Genomic DNA, 15,255 nt, shown 5'->3' with positions numbered 1-15,255 from the left:
TATCGTTGACAGCCAGATTTACTTTGCTGTCCGTTTTTTTAATCACGATGAGCATTGCTCTGGTCTATGCGTCGCAGCATTTTTTTCCTAAAGAGTTTGGTCTGACAGTATTACTAGTCGCACTGGTGATGTTGCCGGTTACGGTCATGCTGGTACGTAGCCAGATGCAAGCGATGTTGGCATTATTCCGCGCGCTGAGTGGTACCGTCATTAGCTATCAGGACGGAGATTATTCGTTTGGACTGCATTGGCCGCGGCATGATGAGCTGGCGGATTTGGTGGATGCCCATAATGCGTTGGGTGATGTATTACGCGAGCAGCGGCTGAGTCTGGTTCAGCGTGAGTTGTTGCTGGATACAATGGTACAAAATACGCCGGTGGCAATGCTGCTGGTTGCCGAAAAAGGCCCGATTGTTTTTGCGAATATCGCCGCCAGACAGTTGCTCAACGAGGGTCGTAAGTTAGAAGGCCATACTCTTGATGCGTTGTTAAAGCATCTCTCAGCTTCGTTGCGCGAGGCCATCGATAAAGGTGGCGACGGTTTGTTCACCGTCAATGCCAAAGAGGGCGCAAACAGACAAAACGGTGATGACGAGGAGGAGGTGTATCACCTGGCACGTCGTAACTTCAGTTTGAACGGACGGCATCATGAACTGCTATTGTTGCGCCACCTGACGGCAGAGTTGCGCCGGCAAGAAGTCCAGACCTGGAAAAAAGTTATCCGCGTCATTAGTCATGAACTGAATAATTCGCTGGCACCGGTTGCCTCACTCGCCAACTCTGGCACAGAGTTATTGCGACGAGGACAAACAGAACGCTTGCCAGAAATTTTATCTACCATAGAAGAGCGTTCCCGCCACCTGGAAAGCTTTATTCAAGGTTATGCGAGTTTTGCCAAATTGCCGACCCCGCGCATAGAAACGACCTCGTGGCAGCCATTTATTTCTCGCTTGCAGTCGCAGATGGATTTCCACCTGACCGGTGAATTACCTGATGAGAAGGTCAGTTTTGATATCGCGCAAATGGAGCAGGCGTTACTCAACCTGTTAAAAAACGCGCATGAATCAGGATCAGCGCCTGAACATGTCAGTTTAGGTGTGCGTCGATTGCACGGCATGATACGCATCGAAGTCATGGATCAGGGCAATGGAATGATCGATACCGTTATGTCAAACGCGCTGGTACCGTTTTATTCGACCAAGCGTAGCGGAACGGGATTGGGCTTGGCGCTGGCGAGAGAAATTATCGAAGCGCATGGCGGTCGCATCTTGCTGCGTAACCGTCCGCGTCCAGCTGGTGGCGTGATCGTGACTTTGGTATTGCCTGCGTAATATGGTTGCAGTAAGCGATAAAAATAGAGAAATAAGGGGGGGTATAAGCAATAAAATAGGGTATTGTCCAGAGAATCATTGGACGTTAAAAAATACACCGGGGTAGTAATTTTATGAGGGATATGGCAAAAAACGCCAGTTCATCATCCCTGCGCAGGCAGAGAGCCAGCGTCTTTGCTGATACTTTTGCTGACCGATGCGAGATGTCCACCCGCACTAGAACGATAAATTGACGGATGTTCAACCACTGAGCCTGATTGAAATTTCAGGCTCAGTGATCAAGTTAGTCATCAAGCTTAGTGACCAAACTCAATGACGAACTTAGTAACGAAGCGCAACGATCAAATCTATGCCGCCACTCTCGCTTCTTGCATCGTCGGATAATCGGTATATCCTTTTTCTTCACCACCGTAGTAGGTCGTGCGATCACCCTGATTGAGTTCTGCGCCTGCTGCAAATCGTGCGACCAGATCTGGATTGGCGATGTAAGGGCGACCAAATGCAACGGCGTCAGACAAACCGCTGGCGATCAAAGCTTCTGCTTCATCGGCGGTGTAGCCACCGCAGCAAATCAATGTGCCTTTGAATGCAGCACGTAATTGCTTACGGAACGCTTCCGTCAACACCGGACCGCCTGCCCAGTCTGGTTCTGCAATATGCAAATAAGCGATGCCACGCTGGGTGAAGGCTGCAGCCAAATACAATGCCATTTCTTCGGCTTCAGTATCAGCAATGCCGTGTGCGACGAAGTGTGGCGAGATGCGAACACCTACGCGGTCAGCGCCGATTTCTGCAATCGCTGCATCGACTGCTTCCAGCGTCAGACGTGCGCGATTTTCCAGTGAGCCGCCATAGATGTCGGTACGGACATTGCTGTTGGTCGACATGAATTGCTGTAACAAATAACCATTGGCAGCGTGAACTTCCACCAGATCAAAACCGGCTTGTTTTGCGCGTACTGTCGCAGCACTATATTGCGCAACGATGCCTGGCATTTCTTCCAACAACAAAGCGCGTGGCGTTTCGGTAGGGACGTTAGCAGGTGTGCCATCTGGTTGTACGACGAAGCACTGACTATTGGCCGCGATGATGGCGGAAGGTGCCACCGGCGCTGCGCCGTTTTCTTGCAACAGCGAGTGTGAAATACGACCGACATGCCAGAGTTGCAGTGCGATCCGGCCACCTTTGTTATGCACGGCATCAACGACTTGCTTCCAGCCGGCTTGTTGTGCGTCGGTATAAATGCCAGGCGTCCAGGCGTAACCTTGGCCTTGACGGGAGATTTGGCTAGCCTCGGTGACGATCAAACCTGCGGTGGCGCGCTGTGCGTAGTACTCAACATTCAGTGCGCGTGGTACGTCACCAGGTTGTCCTGCACGTGAGCGTGTCAATGGCGCCATCACTACGCGGTTATTTAAATGGATGCTGCCGGTTGCTACAGGGGAGAGTAAATGCTTAAGCATGTGTATCCTTTAAGAGTAAATAAAATAGACCAGTCGTCTAGTCTAGAGTAAAAATAAAAGGCAATTAATTGCCTGTCTCGGTTTGATCAGGATTAAAAAACCTGGTCTTTAATATTGCATTAGTCTGATTGTTAAGGCGTTTGTAGCGGTTGTAGCATTTGCTGCGTTTGTTTATAGGCTAAATCCATTGCCTTGATATCGTGGTTAACCTTGGTCAATAACGACGCTCCAACCCACATGCCATATAAAGATTCGGCCAGTTGTGCGGCATCTAACTGCTTGGACAAACTACCTTCTGCCTGCGCCTGCTCCAGCACTTGTGCGATTTGTTCGATGATGCGCGTCATGCCCTTGCTCAAAGCGATACGCATCGGCTCTGACAAATCCGCGACTTCAGCGGCTAGTTTTATCGCGAGGCACATGACCTGACACTGACTATTGTCAGCAACTTTGCGCCAGTTGCCAAAGTAAGTTAACAAACGTTCGCGCAAACTGATCGATTCGTTACAAAACAACAAAGCAGAGCAGGCGTGATAATCATCAAAGTAGCGTTCTAGCAACGCAACGCCAAAGCCTTCTTTAGACTGGAAGTAGTGGTAAAAAGAACCTTTAGGCACTTCTGCGCGAGTCAAAATCTCATTCAAGCCGATCGCACTAAAGCCACGCCCCACGATCAGCTCTTGGCCAATGGCGAGTATGCGTTCTCGGGTATCTTGATATTGATCTGATCTGTCCATAACGTAAGATATTATTAGACCAGTCGTCTAGTGTCAAGATATTTGATGTTTTAGTTCATGCCTAGTCACTATATGGTGGTCGCAATGAGGTGTATTACTTATTGTTGGTTTAACCCGAAGGACGCATGCTAATTGAGTCCTCGCAGCATTTTATGCGATAATCTAAATTTCCATGTGGAAATAAAATTACTCTAATGTCTCCCATGTTCAACCATGTTCCGCTGGCTTTCGCTTAACGAAAGCGGGTTAGATCCAACAGAGCACACCGTATGGAAAATAAGCGCTTTGCGTATTATTTTGGTGTCAGGTTTTTTGTTGGAAGCAATAGTAGCCGTTGATAGTTCGCTCAAAGCGATTGCTGTCGGGGCTTATCACGTCTTATGGATTGTGGGCTTGTTTTACCTTGCCTTGAGTATCGGCCTGTTTTATTCAGCGCGCCATGTTGCCTTAAGTGCGGGTGTATTAATCGGCACGGTATATGGCGCTGCGTTTGCTATGCTCAGTTTTATTGATCAATTTGAAATCGCCAAACTCGGTGTGATTTTTATCTACACCACACCCATCATCGCCAGATTATTTTTTAATACCCGATTGGCAGTTGGGTTGATGTTGGTGAATAGCTTGCCGTTTTTGCTGTTACTGAATAATCAACCGATCTTCCATTTTCCTGGTATTAACATCACGCTGCCAGATAGTCATGGCTATGTTCAATCTTTGCTATTCCTATTTTTTAATGTTTGTGTGCCGCTGGCAGTATTTCGCGTCCTACATGCTCTGGATGCATCTGCTGCCCGTCATCGCAAGACCAGTGTCGAGCTTGAGGTTAGCCATGCACAGTATCACGAGATTTTTCAAAATGCGGGAAGTGCGCTGGTATTGACTGATACCAACGGCACAATTTTGCAAGCGAATAATCTGGCGAATGCTTTACTGGGATGTGTGACGGAGGTATCCGCGAATGGCTCTACTATTCTTGGGGCTACTGACAGCAAAGACACCAATGACACCAGAGGCAGCCAATTATTTGACTGGTTGTCTTTAGATAATAGTGTTCGCCTCAAAGTAAACACATCTGCGTCTAGCTCAGCTATTAATAATATCGCTAATGAAGAGGTTGCCAATCTACGTATGTCCGCATACCGGACGCGTGACGGTAAATTGGTCTCGATGGAAAATATTTCTCAGACCAAAAACGAAAACTATATCGTCGCGCTGCGTGATGTTTCGCACTTGTACTCGATGCACAATGCCTTGCAACTGAGTCAGGAGCGTGAGAGCTTTTTGACCAATCACGATACCCTAACCAATTTACCTAACCGCGATATGTTGCGCCAGCATTTGCGGCGTATTCTGGCAAATCCTACGCCAGATAAAGTGACTGCATTAGTCTCGTTTCGCCTGAATAGTATCCGTCATGCGAATCAAAAATTAGGTGTACATTTTGGCGATCAATTACTGCGTCGCTTCGCAGAAGAATTATCCACTGTTCTGCCGCAAGATTGTTTTTGTGCGCGCTTACGCAGTATTGTTTTCTCCTTCGTTGTCGAGCAATACAGTACACCGGGCGATATTATTAAACTGGTCGAGCGTGTGCGACATGCCTTGCCTAAAGAGATTTTGATCGATGGTGAAACTTTGCTGGTTCAGTTTTCAGCAGGTATCGCGCTGGTCAGAACAGACGAGACCGAAGCCGATGATCTGATACGCCGTAGTGAATTGGCGCTAGACACCGCGCGCCGTTCCAGCGAATCGGGTGCGACCTTATTTGATGATGAGGACGAATCAGAAATCCGGCGCAGTATCGAAATTGAAGTCGATATTATTAATGGCCTTAAGCAGCGTGAATTCAGACTGGTATATCAACCCAAGATCACACAAGACGGCAGTCTGGCTGGAGTAGAGGCGCTGATACGCTGGCAGTCCTCCAGCTTGGGAAATGTATCCCCGGTTGAATTTATTCCGATTGCAGAGCGCGCTGGTTTAATCCGCGAGATCAGCAATTTCGTACTCGATAGCGCCTGCTCACAAATCCGGCAATGGCTAGATGAATTTGGCGACAGCCCGGTAGTGGCGGTAAATCTGTCCGCCTCTGATGTGGCGCGTAGCGACTTACTGGAACTGATAGAGCGTACTTGTGCCCAGTATGCGGTGACAGCCCAATATCTGGAATTTGAAATCACAGAAACCGGTTTAATCGCGAACGAATCTCTGGCAGTAGAACATTTAAATGCGCTAAAAGAAAAAGGCTTTGGTATTGCGATAGACGATTTTGGTACTGGCTATTCTTCCTTATCAAAACTCAGCCATTTCCCCGCCCGCAGCGTCAAAATTGATCGTTCGTTTGTTGCGCAGATTGGCAATAATCAAAAAAGTGAAATGATCATCAAAGCGATTGTCTCGCTAGCCAGCATCTTATCTTGTACGACAGTAGCAGAGGGCGTAGAAAACCTCGAACAGGAGCAATTCCTGAAAGATATCGGCTGTGATTATTTCCAGGGATATTTGTATTATCGTCCTTTGGAAGTCGCCGATATGCACTCCTTGCTCGCACAGCAATTCGATATGCCTCGTCAAATTTTAGCTGCTTGTTGATCGTTGATTTACGCTGTTCGCTATTAACTTAGTTGGCTTCCTCATTACTTTTTTAGTTCGTCACAGCGGTTACTTTCTCCTCCTGATTGCCACGTTCCCTCTGCGCAACTTATTAAACACATCATTTAGATCAATGGCTAAATAAGTCCTTGACTTCATTTAGATGATTAGCTAATCTTCAAAACATGAATCAGATATTTAAAGCCCTCTCCGATCCGACTCGCCGTCAGGTACTGGCGCTACTACGCAATGGTCCACAAACGGCAGGCGAGTTAGCGGACTATTTTGACGTGTCCAAACCCACCATGTCAGCCCATTTTTCTATCTTGCGTGAAGCTGATTTGATCGCTTCCTCAAAACAAGGCAAGACCATCGTGTATTGCCTGCAACTCTCGGTACTGGAGGAAGCCTTGCTTGGGTTTGCCCAACTGCTGGGCAGTCAGCTTAAGGCGGACTCATCACCAATGTCACCACCATTAACATCAGCAGCAGTGCCAGATGCTCAATCGCCATCCTCACAAACTGAAGGAAAATGATGAAAACTATCTCCGATCAACCGCTCCGCGCATTCGCCATCCTCATCAGCACATGGGTAGTTTTTGCCAGCGGCTATCTGTGCTACCTCCATCTTGCCCGCCCTTGGCCGTATGTCCTCGCGCTCGCTATCATCGGTATCGCGTGGATCGCTCGTCAGTTGTTACCAACAGGCGCAGCAGTTGGTTCGGCAGGCCAAGTTAATCGTCGCAAAACTACTCAGGCTATAGCGCTGGCCGGCTCACTGCTGGGACTTGCTTTGCTTATACCGTTGGGATGGGCGGATGGATTAGTCAGTCAGTTTGCCGAGCGGAGTAATGGCGTAATGATGGGAGTCATCGTTGTCGTCTTCGCCAACAGCATTCCCAAACAAGTAAGCACAGCACGTGGTCTCGCAATGCGCCGGATTGCAGGCTGGGCTTTGGTAGTTGGTGGCTTGGGATATGCGCTGTCCTGGTTATTTTTGCCGCTAGCCTACGCAAATATCGCAGCACCACTCATACTATTTTTAGGGCTGATGTATGCGCTAGTACGCATCCTCGGAGATCGTGCATTACGTAATGCTGGCGGATGTTGATTTTCTCGCTAAATTAATATACTCCCCTCTATTTTTTTAAAATATGCCTTATTGTCCAGTATTTAATTAGACGACTTATATATACAGAGTGAGAGTATATTGATTTCCAATAGTGTTCTGCTTGTATATCAATCTTATTATTCACCTTGTTAGCCCGGCATTTTGATGAATCACCATAGTAATGATTGTCTGAATCGCCGCACGAATCACGGAGTCGCTAAATTATTAGTCACTGCTCCAATCTCCACCCAAATCTCCGCCCGGATTCTTAAGATTAAATCCTCCTGACTCCGCGATAGCATTCACTCTCTCTTCATCAATTCTGAAGAAAAATTCAGGACTTCTTAAGTATTTCTTCAGACACACATCGTTAAAATGCAACACCTGAGTTCTGACGTCATTCTCAGGTCAAATACCGCAAATAAACTCTAGGCCAAATTCAAGGCTCAATTCAAAACTTAATGGTTCTGAATTGATTGTGGCTGGTTGTTAACTATGCGTACTCTGCTTGCTCATCTGAGAAGTAGTCCCAAGACAGATCACCGTCTGGATTTCTTCCCGGTAAAAATATACCCAGACTAGCCCCCTGGTCGTTAAGACCAAAAATCTGCAGCACTGACATTGTCGTGTAAATAAACAATGAGGCAAACCTCAATGAAAATGATAAATCCTATTTCCACGATCACAAAAAATCGTCAACGTCTTACGGTGCTTGTTGCGATGCTTGGTAGCTTTGCGCTGGTGGTTTTGATCGCTGACAAATTGTCCGCCTCTGCTGGTGCAACAACTGCCAAAACATCAGATGAGGAACAAATGATGGTCAGGCAGGGCGATAAAATTAGCGTCCCCGCAAAATCACCTTTGCGATCCCGGCTAGCTGTTTTGCCAGTGGCGACGTCGGCGCCATCGCACATCATCACCGTACCTGCGACGGTGGAGGCGGACCCTTCGTTGACAGTCAATATTTTGCCGCCGTTGACCGGGCGTTTGGTGGAGTTAAAAGTAAAGCTGGGCGATGTTGTTAAACAAGGGCAGGTGCTGGCGCTCATCAGCTCGCCGGATTTGGCACAAGCCTATGCCGATGTTGATAAAGCGCAGGACGGCCTTGAGTTATCGCACAAAGCGCTGGAGCGCGCGCGTGGTGTGAATGCTGCGGGTGGTAATGCCGCCAAAGATTTTGAGCAAGCGACTAGCAATTATGTACAAGCCCAAGCAGAAGCGCGACGTGCTGAAACACGTCTGAAGGTGTTGAATGGCTCCACAAACACGCCCCAAAGCAACGCTGGTAATACCAGCATTACCAGCATTACCAGCAATACCAGCAATACTGGTAATGCTACTGCCATCAACACTCACACCAAAGCCAGTTCCAGATTACTCAGCATCACTGCACCTATCTCAGGAGTGGTCACTACGCTCACTGTAGGCAGTGGCGCCTATCTGAACGACGCTACAGCGAGTTTGATGACCGTTGCTAATCTCAACCAGATTTGGGTCACGGCCAATGTGCCAGAACAATTGGTCTCTTCCGTCGCTAAGGGACAGTCGGCGGATATTAATTTACCCGCTTACCCTAACCAGACGTTTCATGGCACGGTCGCCTTTGTCAGTGCCGTGCTGGAGCCAGACACCAGACGCAATAAAGTGCGCATCAGCTTTGCCAATCAGGATGGCAAGCTCAAGCCGAATATGTTTGCAACGGCTAGTATTTTGCTTACGCAAACTGCGCAAACTATGCAAACTACAAAAACCGGGTCAGCACCTCGAGTACAGGCGTCAGAGCCGACCTCTATTACACCAATTACGATCCCAACCTCGGCTTTGTTAATGAACAATGACGACATCACCGTATTTGTTGAAGTTGCTCCGTGGACGTTTGTCCGTCGTACCGTAGAACTGGGTCATGAAGATAATGACAAGGTGACCATCTTGTCCGGTTTGACTGCAACAGACCGTGTGGTCGTGCGCGGTGGAGTGCTGCTCAATGATTAACCAGCTCATCGCTTTATGTTTCCGGCGACGTCATCTGGCATGGGTGCTGGCGATTGTTATTTCGATGTATGGTTACGTGTCATGGCAAAAAATGGCAGTCGAAGCCTATCCCGATTTAAGCGATGTCACGGTACAGGTTTCTACCCAAGTGCCGGGTCTGGCTGCTGAAGAAATAGAGCAACAAATCACCACGCCACTAGAGCGCGCGCTGAGTAATACGCCAGGCTTAGTCACGATGCGCTCCAGCAGCACGTTCGCATTGTCTTTGATCACTCTTGTGTTTCAGGATGGCGCAGATGATTATTTCGTACGCCAACGTGTGTTGGAGCGTATTGCATCAGTTACGTTACCCGCTGGTGTGCAGCCGGGTCTGGGGCCGGTTTCTGGGCCGGCGGGAGAAATTTTTCGGTATACGCTGGAATCCGATACCAAAAATCTGATGGAGTTATCCGAGATTCAGCGCTGGATCGTGATCCCCGGATTTAAGCAGGTACCCGGCATTGCAGATGTGAATAACTTTGGCGGATTTACCAAACAATTTCAGTTAGAACTTGACCCCACCCAGCTGCAACGCTACAACGTGGTGTTGAATGATGTGGTCACGGCGATCAACGCCAATAGCGCCAATGCAGGCGGTGGCCGGATTGCGCGTGGCGAACAAAGTTATGTCATCCGCGGCATAGGGCAGGTGCATTCGCTGGATGATCTGGCGACGGTTGTGGTCACGCAAAATAACGGTGTTCCGGTACTGCTACGTGATCTTGGTAAGCTGCAATACGGACATCAGGAACGTGAAGGCATTCTGGGTAAAGACAATAATCCAGACACCATAGAAGGCATTGTGCTCATGCTTAAATATGAGAACCCTTCTATGGTCTTGCAAGGCGTGCATGCAAAAGTAGAGCAGCTACGCAAAAAGCTGGAGCCTATGGGTGTCAAGATTGTGCCCTACATTGACCGTGATGATCTGGTCAAACTAACGGTGCATAAAGTCAGCCATACCGTGTTGGAAGGGATAGGTTTAGTCTGCCTGGTACTGATCTTATTTTTGGGTAGTCCACGTAGCGCGGTTGTAGCTGCCGTGGCAATTCCGATCGCGCTGGTCACGGTTTTTATTATTATGGCGGCGACCAAAATGCCCGCTAATTTATTCTCGCTCGGCGCGATTGATTTTGGCATTATTGTCGATGGCGCGATTGTCGTTATGGAGGCGATCTTGCTGCGTCGGGAGAAAAATCCTGATGTTGAATTATCAGAGGAAGATGTCTTGCGCACGACAGGGCAAGTGGCTCGCCCGATTTTTTTTGCGACCTTGATTATTATCGCTGCCTACATCCCCTTATTCGCATTCCAGCGTGCTGAGGGTAAGTTGTTAACACCGATGGCCTACACGGTTTCTTATGCCTTGTTAGGTGCTCTAGTATGCGCACTGGTATTGATCCCGGGACTTGCGTTTACCGCCCTGCGCAAACCGCGCAAAATATTCCATAACCGCCCCTTAGTCTGGCTAACGCAAAGGTATACCAGTCTGTTGCGTCATTCGTTAGAAAATACCTGGATTGCCTACGGCATAGGCGCATTGACGCTGGTGTGCGTCATCATTCTCGGCTCCACAGCGGGACGCGAATTTTTACCTGATATTGATGAGGGAGCGCTATGGCTGCAGGTGCAAGTACCAAGCGGTATTTCTATCGACAAAGCTAATGAGATGGCGAGTGATTTGCGCAGAACTTTAAAAGAGTTTCCGGAAATTTCTTACGTTGTCACACAGCTTGGTCGCAATGATGATGGTACTGATCCGTGGACGCCATCGCACATGGAAATACCCGTCGGATTAAAGCCTTACGATCAGTGGCCCAATGGCGGTAGCAAGGCCGATCTGATCAAACGTCTGAATCAGCGTTTTGCCACTATGCCGGGATTTTCTATCAGCATCAGTCAGCCGATTATTGACGGTGTGAATGACGCGATCGGTGGTGCGCACAGCCCTTTAGTCTTGCGTGTGTATGGTGATGATCTGAGAGAAAATCGTCGTATCGGTAATCAGATTGTCGATATTTTGCAGACGATACGCGGCACTGCCTCGGCATCCTTATTCCAGGAGCCGCCGATACCGCAAGTCGTGATTAAAGTGGATAGAGAACAGGCTGCACGTTACGGTATTAACACAGCAGATATCGCAGCCCTGATACAGACCGGAGTTGGCGGTGCGGCAATCTCATCTGTGTATGTGGGCGATCGTATTTACAATGTGACGGCACGTTTTCCTAAAGCCAGCAAAAACAATCCTGAGTCCTTGGGTAGCCTGACGTTAAACAGCTCAACCGGCGCAAAGATCGCCTTATCGCAAGTTGCCAGCATCAAACTCAAGACCGGAGAAAGCACGATTTCACATGAGGCGAGTGAACGTCAGATCACCGTTCGTATCGATAATCGTGGACGTGATCTAACCTCGTATCTGGCAGAAGCGCAACAAAGGATTGATGCCGAGATCAAAATTAATCCACAGAAAATTCGGCTCGAATGGGCAGGGCAGTTTGAGAATGAACGACGGGCTCACGCAAGGCTAATCGTTATTTTAGGCGTGGTATTGGCGCTCATGTCCGTATTACTGTTCTTCCAGTTTGGAAAAATCCGTCAGGTCATTTTAATCTTGGGTGTGGTGCCAATGGCGACCTTAGGTGGACTGGTTGCCTTGCATGTGACTGGTGAGACTTTAAACGTCGCAACCGCAGTCGGCTTTATTGCCTTGTTTGGAGTGTCGGTACAAAACGGCATCATCATGGTTGCTAACTTCCGCCGTGTACGCGGCCAAGGTCTGCCGCTAAACGATACTGTCATCGCAGGTGCAACCGAGCGCCTGCGCCCGGTCTTGATGACGGCGACTGTCGCTGCCTTTGGCATGCTGCCTGCGGCGCTGGCAACCGGCGTTGGTACGGATGTCCAGCGTGGACTGGCAACCGTAGTCGTCGGTGGTTTGATCGTATCAACCTTACTGACTTTATTTATTCTACCCACTTACTATTTTGCGATGGAACGTCTGTTCGAGAGCAAAACCTGGGGTTTGCGATTAAGGCAGAATCGATAATGAAAAATCTGAACCGGCTCTTGATGAAGCATCCTATGTTTCACAATTTATTTAAAAAACCTGCTGATGTTGTAGAGCACGTCGTGGCAAAAATTGTGAATGAGAATGCAATGAAAAAAATACGAGCATATTGGACGCCCATCCCTGGCTTGCTGCTGTTAACTGGTTGTGCTGTAGGGCCTGATTATGTGCGTCCGGCGACTATGCTGCCGTCGGCTTATATGTCTGGTACTGCATCCGTTCCTACATCAAACGGTAGCGTGAAAAATCCACCGGATAGCGGCATAGATAAAAATCTGGAGGCACAAAAATTTATCCAAAGTGATATTCCCGCTCAGTGGTGGGAGCTATTTCAATCGCCTGCATTAAGTACCTTGGTCTCGGCAAGTCTTAAAAAAAATCCGAATGTAGAAGCAGCGCAGGCCGCTTTGCGTGGCGCGATGGAAAATGTCTATGCGCAGCAAGGCGCGTGGTTCCCATCAGTCGAAGCGTCGTATTTGCCAACACGACAGAAAATTGCCGGTACCCTGGCCAGCCCGGCGTCCTCCGGCGCCAGCTATTACAACTTGCATACGGCACAGGTCAGCGTGTCTTATACCTTAGACGTGTTTGGCGGTAATCGCCGCCAGACCGAGTCTTTGCAGGCGCAGGCAGAGGCACAACGATTTCAGTTGGAAGCCAGCTATTTAACGCTGACGTCTAATGTCGTGATGGCAGCAATTCAAGAGGCTGCTTTACGTGGTCAGATCGCAGCGACCAAAGAAATTATTGCCAGTCAGACTCAGTTGATGAAGATGATTCAACGTCAGTATGCGCTGGGACAAATCGCACAGATTGATGTCGCGGCACAAGAGGCTGCGCTGGCAAATACAGAAGTGGCGTTGCCATCCTTAGAAAAACAATTAGCCCTGCAAAGAGATTTATTAAGTGCGCTTGCCGGGCGCTTGCCGGATGGGTTTGAGAGCGAACCCAAGAGCGGACCCAAGGACAAATCTAATAACGAATATACGTCCGGTCTTGCCACTACGATCTTCACGCTAGACAGCTTGCAACTGCCAGCTGAGTTACCGCTAACGCTACCCGCATCATTGGTCGAGCATAGACCAGATGTCCGCGCTGCGGAGGAGCAATTACATGCCGCCAGTGCCGCGATTGGTGTTGCTGTTGCTAACCGTTTGCCGAATATTAGTTTGGGTGTGAATACCTATGGCTCTGCTGCCAGTTCTATCAGTGATCTGTTTAAAGCGGGTACCGGTTTTTGGACTTTGGCAGGCAATATCACGCAACCTATTTTTGAAGGCGGTACGCTAAAACATCGGCAGGGTGCAGCGCAGGCAGCGTATGATCAAGCGGCTGCGCAATACCGCGCGACTGTGATCATTGCTTTCCAAAATGTGGCGGATGCCTTGATCGCGATACAATCAGATGCGATTGCGCTAAAAGCCGCACAAAGGGCAGAGCGGGCTTCTGCCAAGAGTCTGGCGATTGTTCAGCGGCAGCTGGCATTAGGCGATATCAGTAGCGCAAATGTGTTGAGCAGCGAGCAAGCGTATCAGCAATCCCGGTTAAATTTAGTACAGGCGCAGGCGGCGCGTTTGACAGATACCGTTGCATTGTTCCAGGCCTTAGGTGGCGGCTGGTGGAACAGAAATTCTGCAACGGTGACTAAAGACATGGCAGCATCAAAATAGCGAGGCGCGGATAGCAAGGCCAACATAGCATTGCCAATGCGCTGCCCTCGGTAACAAAATAAGCAAACAAAAAGAGAATGAGACGATATGGAAATTCTGCGTTTTGAAATGGGATCACGTTTTAGCGAGATGACCGTAGTCGATCTTGGTGCCGCTAAATTAATTTATATCGCAGGACAAGTCGCGGAGCATACCTCCTTAGATGTAATGGGACAGACCCGTGAAATTTTGCATTTTATCGATCGTCTGCTGGCCAAAGTAGGCGCTGATAAAACGAATATTGTTTCCGCCAGAATTTATCTAGCATCAGTGGGCGACTATGCCGCGATGAATGATGCCTGGGACACATGGGTAGCGCCGGGCCACGCTCCGGCACGCTCGACCACAGGCGCCAAATTGATTCATCCCGATTACAAGGTAGAGATCGAAATGACGGCGGCTGTTCAGAGCGTTGCTGCTCAGATCATGTAAACAGCGTACAGCCGATGTGACTTTGTCAGAGATCACCAACTATTTCGCCAATACATTTTGATGCTTGTTTAATGAGCAGGCAAGACTTTAACGATATGGGCAAACTTCCCTTTCTCGCAATTCTCTGGCACTAACTCGACTTCATCATCCAATTTTAAGCTCATGGATTCCGGCACTTCAGCGATGGTATTCAAGCCACGACGTGCATGCTGGTAATGTATTTTGGCGAAATGCTTATTGTCGCGCTCTGAGTCCGTGAGTTTTTCCAGACACTCAGGCAAGTTTTTGCGATCAGACTTCGCGTCGTAGAGATTGGTTACCCAGCCATGCTTAAGATTGTCTTTGGCCGCTGGTTCCAGATCAGCTTCATGGCTAAAGACATTTGGCGTACTGATTGCCAGCGCAGCACAGATACTCAGCAAGCAGATCATCAATCTTGGTATGGTGATTTCTTTCTTGGACATCGTATTCTCCTAAGTCAATAAATTGACGGTTAAGTCACTTTTTGGTCAAATTTTGGCTAATCAATTTAATATACTCCCCATAATTTTCTATAAAAATCCTATATCGACCAAATAATGTATGGACAATTAAAATATACCTATGGGGAGTATTAATTAATTCATCGATCGTCATTACTTTCCCTTACTCCTCTTCTTCCTTCGCTTTATCCTTAAATAAGCGGTAGCTCAACGGCAGTAACAGCAGGGTAAAAAAAGTTGCTGAGACAATGCCGCCAACAATCACTACTGCAAACGGACGTTGGGTTTCTGAGCCGA

General features: G+C 48.4%; 12 protein-coding genes. 8 read left to right on the top strand and 4 right to left on the bottom strand.

Annotated elements, in window-relative coordinates; all coding sequences use genetic code 11:
• Window positions 1-5: 5 nt before the first annotated feature.
• A complete protein-coding gene (locus AAKU64_RS16020; protein WP_354362420.1) occupies window positions 6-1,331 on the top strand; it encodes a sensor histidine kinase in 1,326 nt (441 codons plus the stop codon).
• Between the two features lie 347 nt (window positions 1,332-1,678).
• On the opposite strand, the gene AAKU64_RS16015 is transcribed toward AAKU64_RS16020, so the two are convergent.
• Both AAKU64_RS16015 and AAKU64_RS16010 read right to left on the bottom strand, forming a co-directional pair.
• A complete protein-coding gene (locus AAKU64_RS16015; RefSeq protein ID WP_354362419.1) occupies window positions 1,679-2,794 on the bottom strand; it encodes an alkene reductase in 1,116 nt (371 codons plus the stop codon).
• 131 nt (window positions 2,795-2,925) lie between these two features.
• Complete coding sequence (locus AAKU64_RS16010; RefSeq protein ID WP_354362418.1) at window positions 2,926-3,531, bottom strand: TetR/AcrR family transcriptional regulator; 606 nt, start codon at window positions 3,529-3,531, stop codon at window positions 2,926-2,928.
• 213 nt (window positions 3,532-3,744) lie between these two features.
• On the opposite strand from AAKU64_RS16010, the gene AAKU64_RS16005 reads away from it, so the two are divergent.
• From AAKU64_RS16005 to AAKU64_RS15975, 7 genes are all read left to right on the top strand, one after another.
• A complete protein-coding gene (locus AAKU64_RS16005; RefSeq protein ID WP_354331943.1) occupies window positions 3,745-6,123 on the top strand; it encodes a putative bifunctional diguanylate cyclase/phosphodiesterase in 2,379 nt (792 codons plus the stop codon).
• Window positions 6,124-6,308: 185 nt separating this feature from the next.
• Window positions 6,309-6,659 carry an autorepressor SdpR family transcription factor gene (locus tag AAKU64_RS16000; RefSeq protein WP_354331945.1) on the top strand — a complete coding sequence of 117 codons (351 nt, stop codon included), beginning with the start codon at window positions 6,309-6,311 and terminating at the stop codon, window positions 6,657-6,659.
• A complete protein-coding gene (locus AAKU64_RS15995) occupies window positions 6,659-7,234 on the top strand; it encodes a hypothetical protein (protein WP_354331947.1) in 576 nt (191 codons plus the stop codon). Before AAKU64_RS16000 ends, AAKU64_RS15995 begins: the two co-directional genes overlap by 1 nt.
• 654 nt (window positions 7,235-7,888) lie before the next feature.
• Window positions 7,889-9,226: an efflux RND transporter periplasmic adaptor subunit gene (locus tag AAKU64_RS15990; RefSeq protein WP_354331949.1), complete on the top strand. Its 1,338-nt coding sequence runs from the start codon at window positions 7,889-7,891 to the stop codon at window positions 9,224-9,226.
• Window positions 9,219-12,314 carry an efflux RND transporter permease subunit gene (locus AAKU64_RS15985; RefSeq protein ID WP_354362417.1) on the top strand — a complete coding sequence of 1,032 codons (3,096 nt, stop codon included), beginning with the start codon at window positions 9,219-9,221 and terminating at the stop codon, window positions 12,312-12,314. The genes AAKU64_RS15990 and AAKU64_RS15985 overlap by 8 nt, the downstream gene beginning before the upstream one ends.
• On the top strand, window positions 12,314-14,005 hold the full coding sequence (locus AAKU64_RS15980; RefSeq protein WP_354362416.1) for an efflux transporter outer membrane subunit: 1,692 nt from the start codon (window positions 12,314-12,316) through the stop codon (window positions 14,003-14,005). The genes AAKU64_RS15985 and AAKU64_RS15980 overlap by 1 nt, the downstream gene beginning before the upstream one ends.
• 87 nt (window positions 14,006-14,092) lie before the next feature.
• Window positions 14,093-14,476, top strand: a complete 384-nt coding sequence (locus AAKU64_RS15975) for a RidA family protein (RefSeq protein ID WP_354331955.1) — start codon at window positions 14,093-14,095, stop codon at window positions 14,474-14,476.
• Between the two features lie 68 nt (window positions 14,477-14,544).
• On the opposite strand, the gene AAKU64_RS15970 is transcribed toward AAKU64_RS15975, so the two are convergent.
• A complete protein-coding gene (locus AAKU64_RS15970) occupies window positions 14,545-14,940 on the bottom strand; it encodes a hypothetical protein (RefSeq protein WP_354331957.1) in 396 nt (131 codons plus the stop codon).
• A gap of 181 nt (window positions 14,941-15,121) precedes the next feature.
• Window positions 15,122-15,255: efflux RND transporter permease subunit (locus AAKU64_RS15965; RefSeq protein WP_354362449.1), on the bottom strand; the 134-nt coding region annotated here is incomplete at its 5' end.

The sequence above is a fragment of the Undibacterium sp. GrIS 1.8 genome, assembly GCF_040544445.1.
GTDB lineage: Bacteria > Pseudomonadota > Gammaproteobacteria > Burkholderiales > Burkholderiaceae_D > Undibacterium.
The sequence above is the reverse complement of the archived record's forward strand: the minus strand, read 5'-3'. Positions and strand labels throughout refer to the sequence as shown.

Bases quoted from the DNA above. Each gene is read 5' to 3' on its own strand.
- AAKU64_RS16015 (WP_354362419.1), bottom strand. From the start codon at position 2,794: ATGCTTAAGCATTTACTCTCCCCTGTAGCAACCGGCAGCATCCATTTA.
- AAKU64_RS16010 (WP_354362418.1), bottom strand. From the start codon at position 3,531: ATGGACAGATCAGATCAATATCAAGATACCCGAGAACGCATACTCGCC.
- AAKU64_RS16005 (WP_354331943.1), top strand. From the start codon at position 3,745: ATGTTCCGCTGGCTTTCGCTTAACGAAAGCGGGTTAGATCCAACAGAG.
- AAKU64_RS16000 (WP_354331945.1), top strand. From the start codon at position 6,309: ATGAATCAGATATTTAAAGCCCTCTCCGATCCGACTCGCCGTCAGGTA.
- AAKU64_RS15995 (WP_354331947.1), top strand. From the start codon at position 6,659: ATGAAAACTATCTCCGATCAACCGCTCCGCGCATTCGCCATCCTCATC.
- AAKU64_RS15990 (WP_354331949.1), top strand. From the start codon at position 7,889: ATGAAAATGATAAATCCTATTTCCACGATCACAAAAAATCGTCAACGT.
- AAKU64_RS15985 (WP_354362417.1), top strand. From the start codon at position 9,219: ATGATTAACCAGCTCATCGCTTTATGTTTCCGGCGACGTCATCTGGCA.
- AAKU64_RS15980 (WP_354362416.1), top strand. From the start codon at position 12,314: ATGAAAAATCTGAACCGGCTCTTGATGAAGCATCCTATGTTTCACAAT.
- AAKU64_RS15975 (WP_354331955.1), top strand. From the start codon at position 14,093: ATGGAAATTCTGCGTTTTGAAATGGGATCACGTTTTAGCGAGATGACC.
- AAKU64_RS15970 (WP_354331957.1), bottom strand. From the start codon at position 14,940: ATGTCCAAGAAAGAAATCACCATACCAAGATTGATGATCTGCTTGCTG.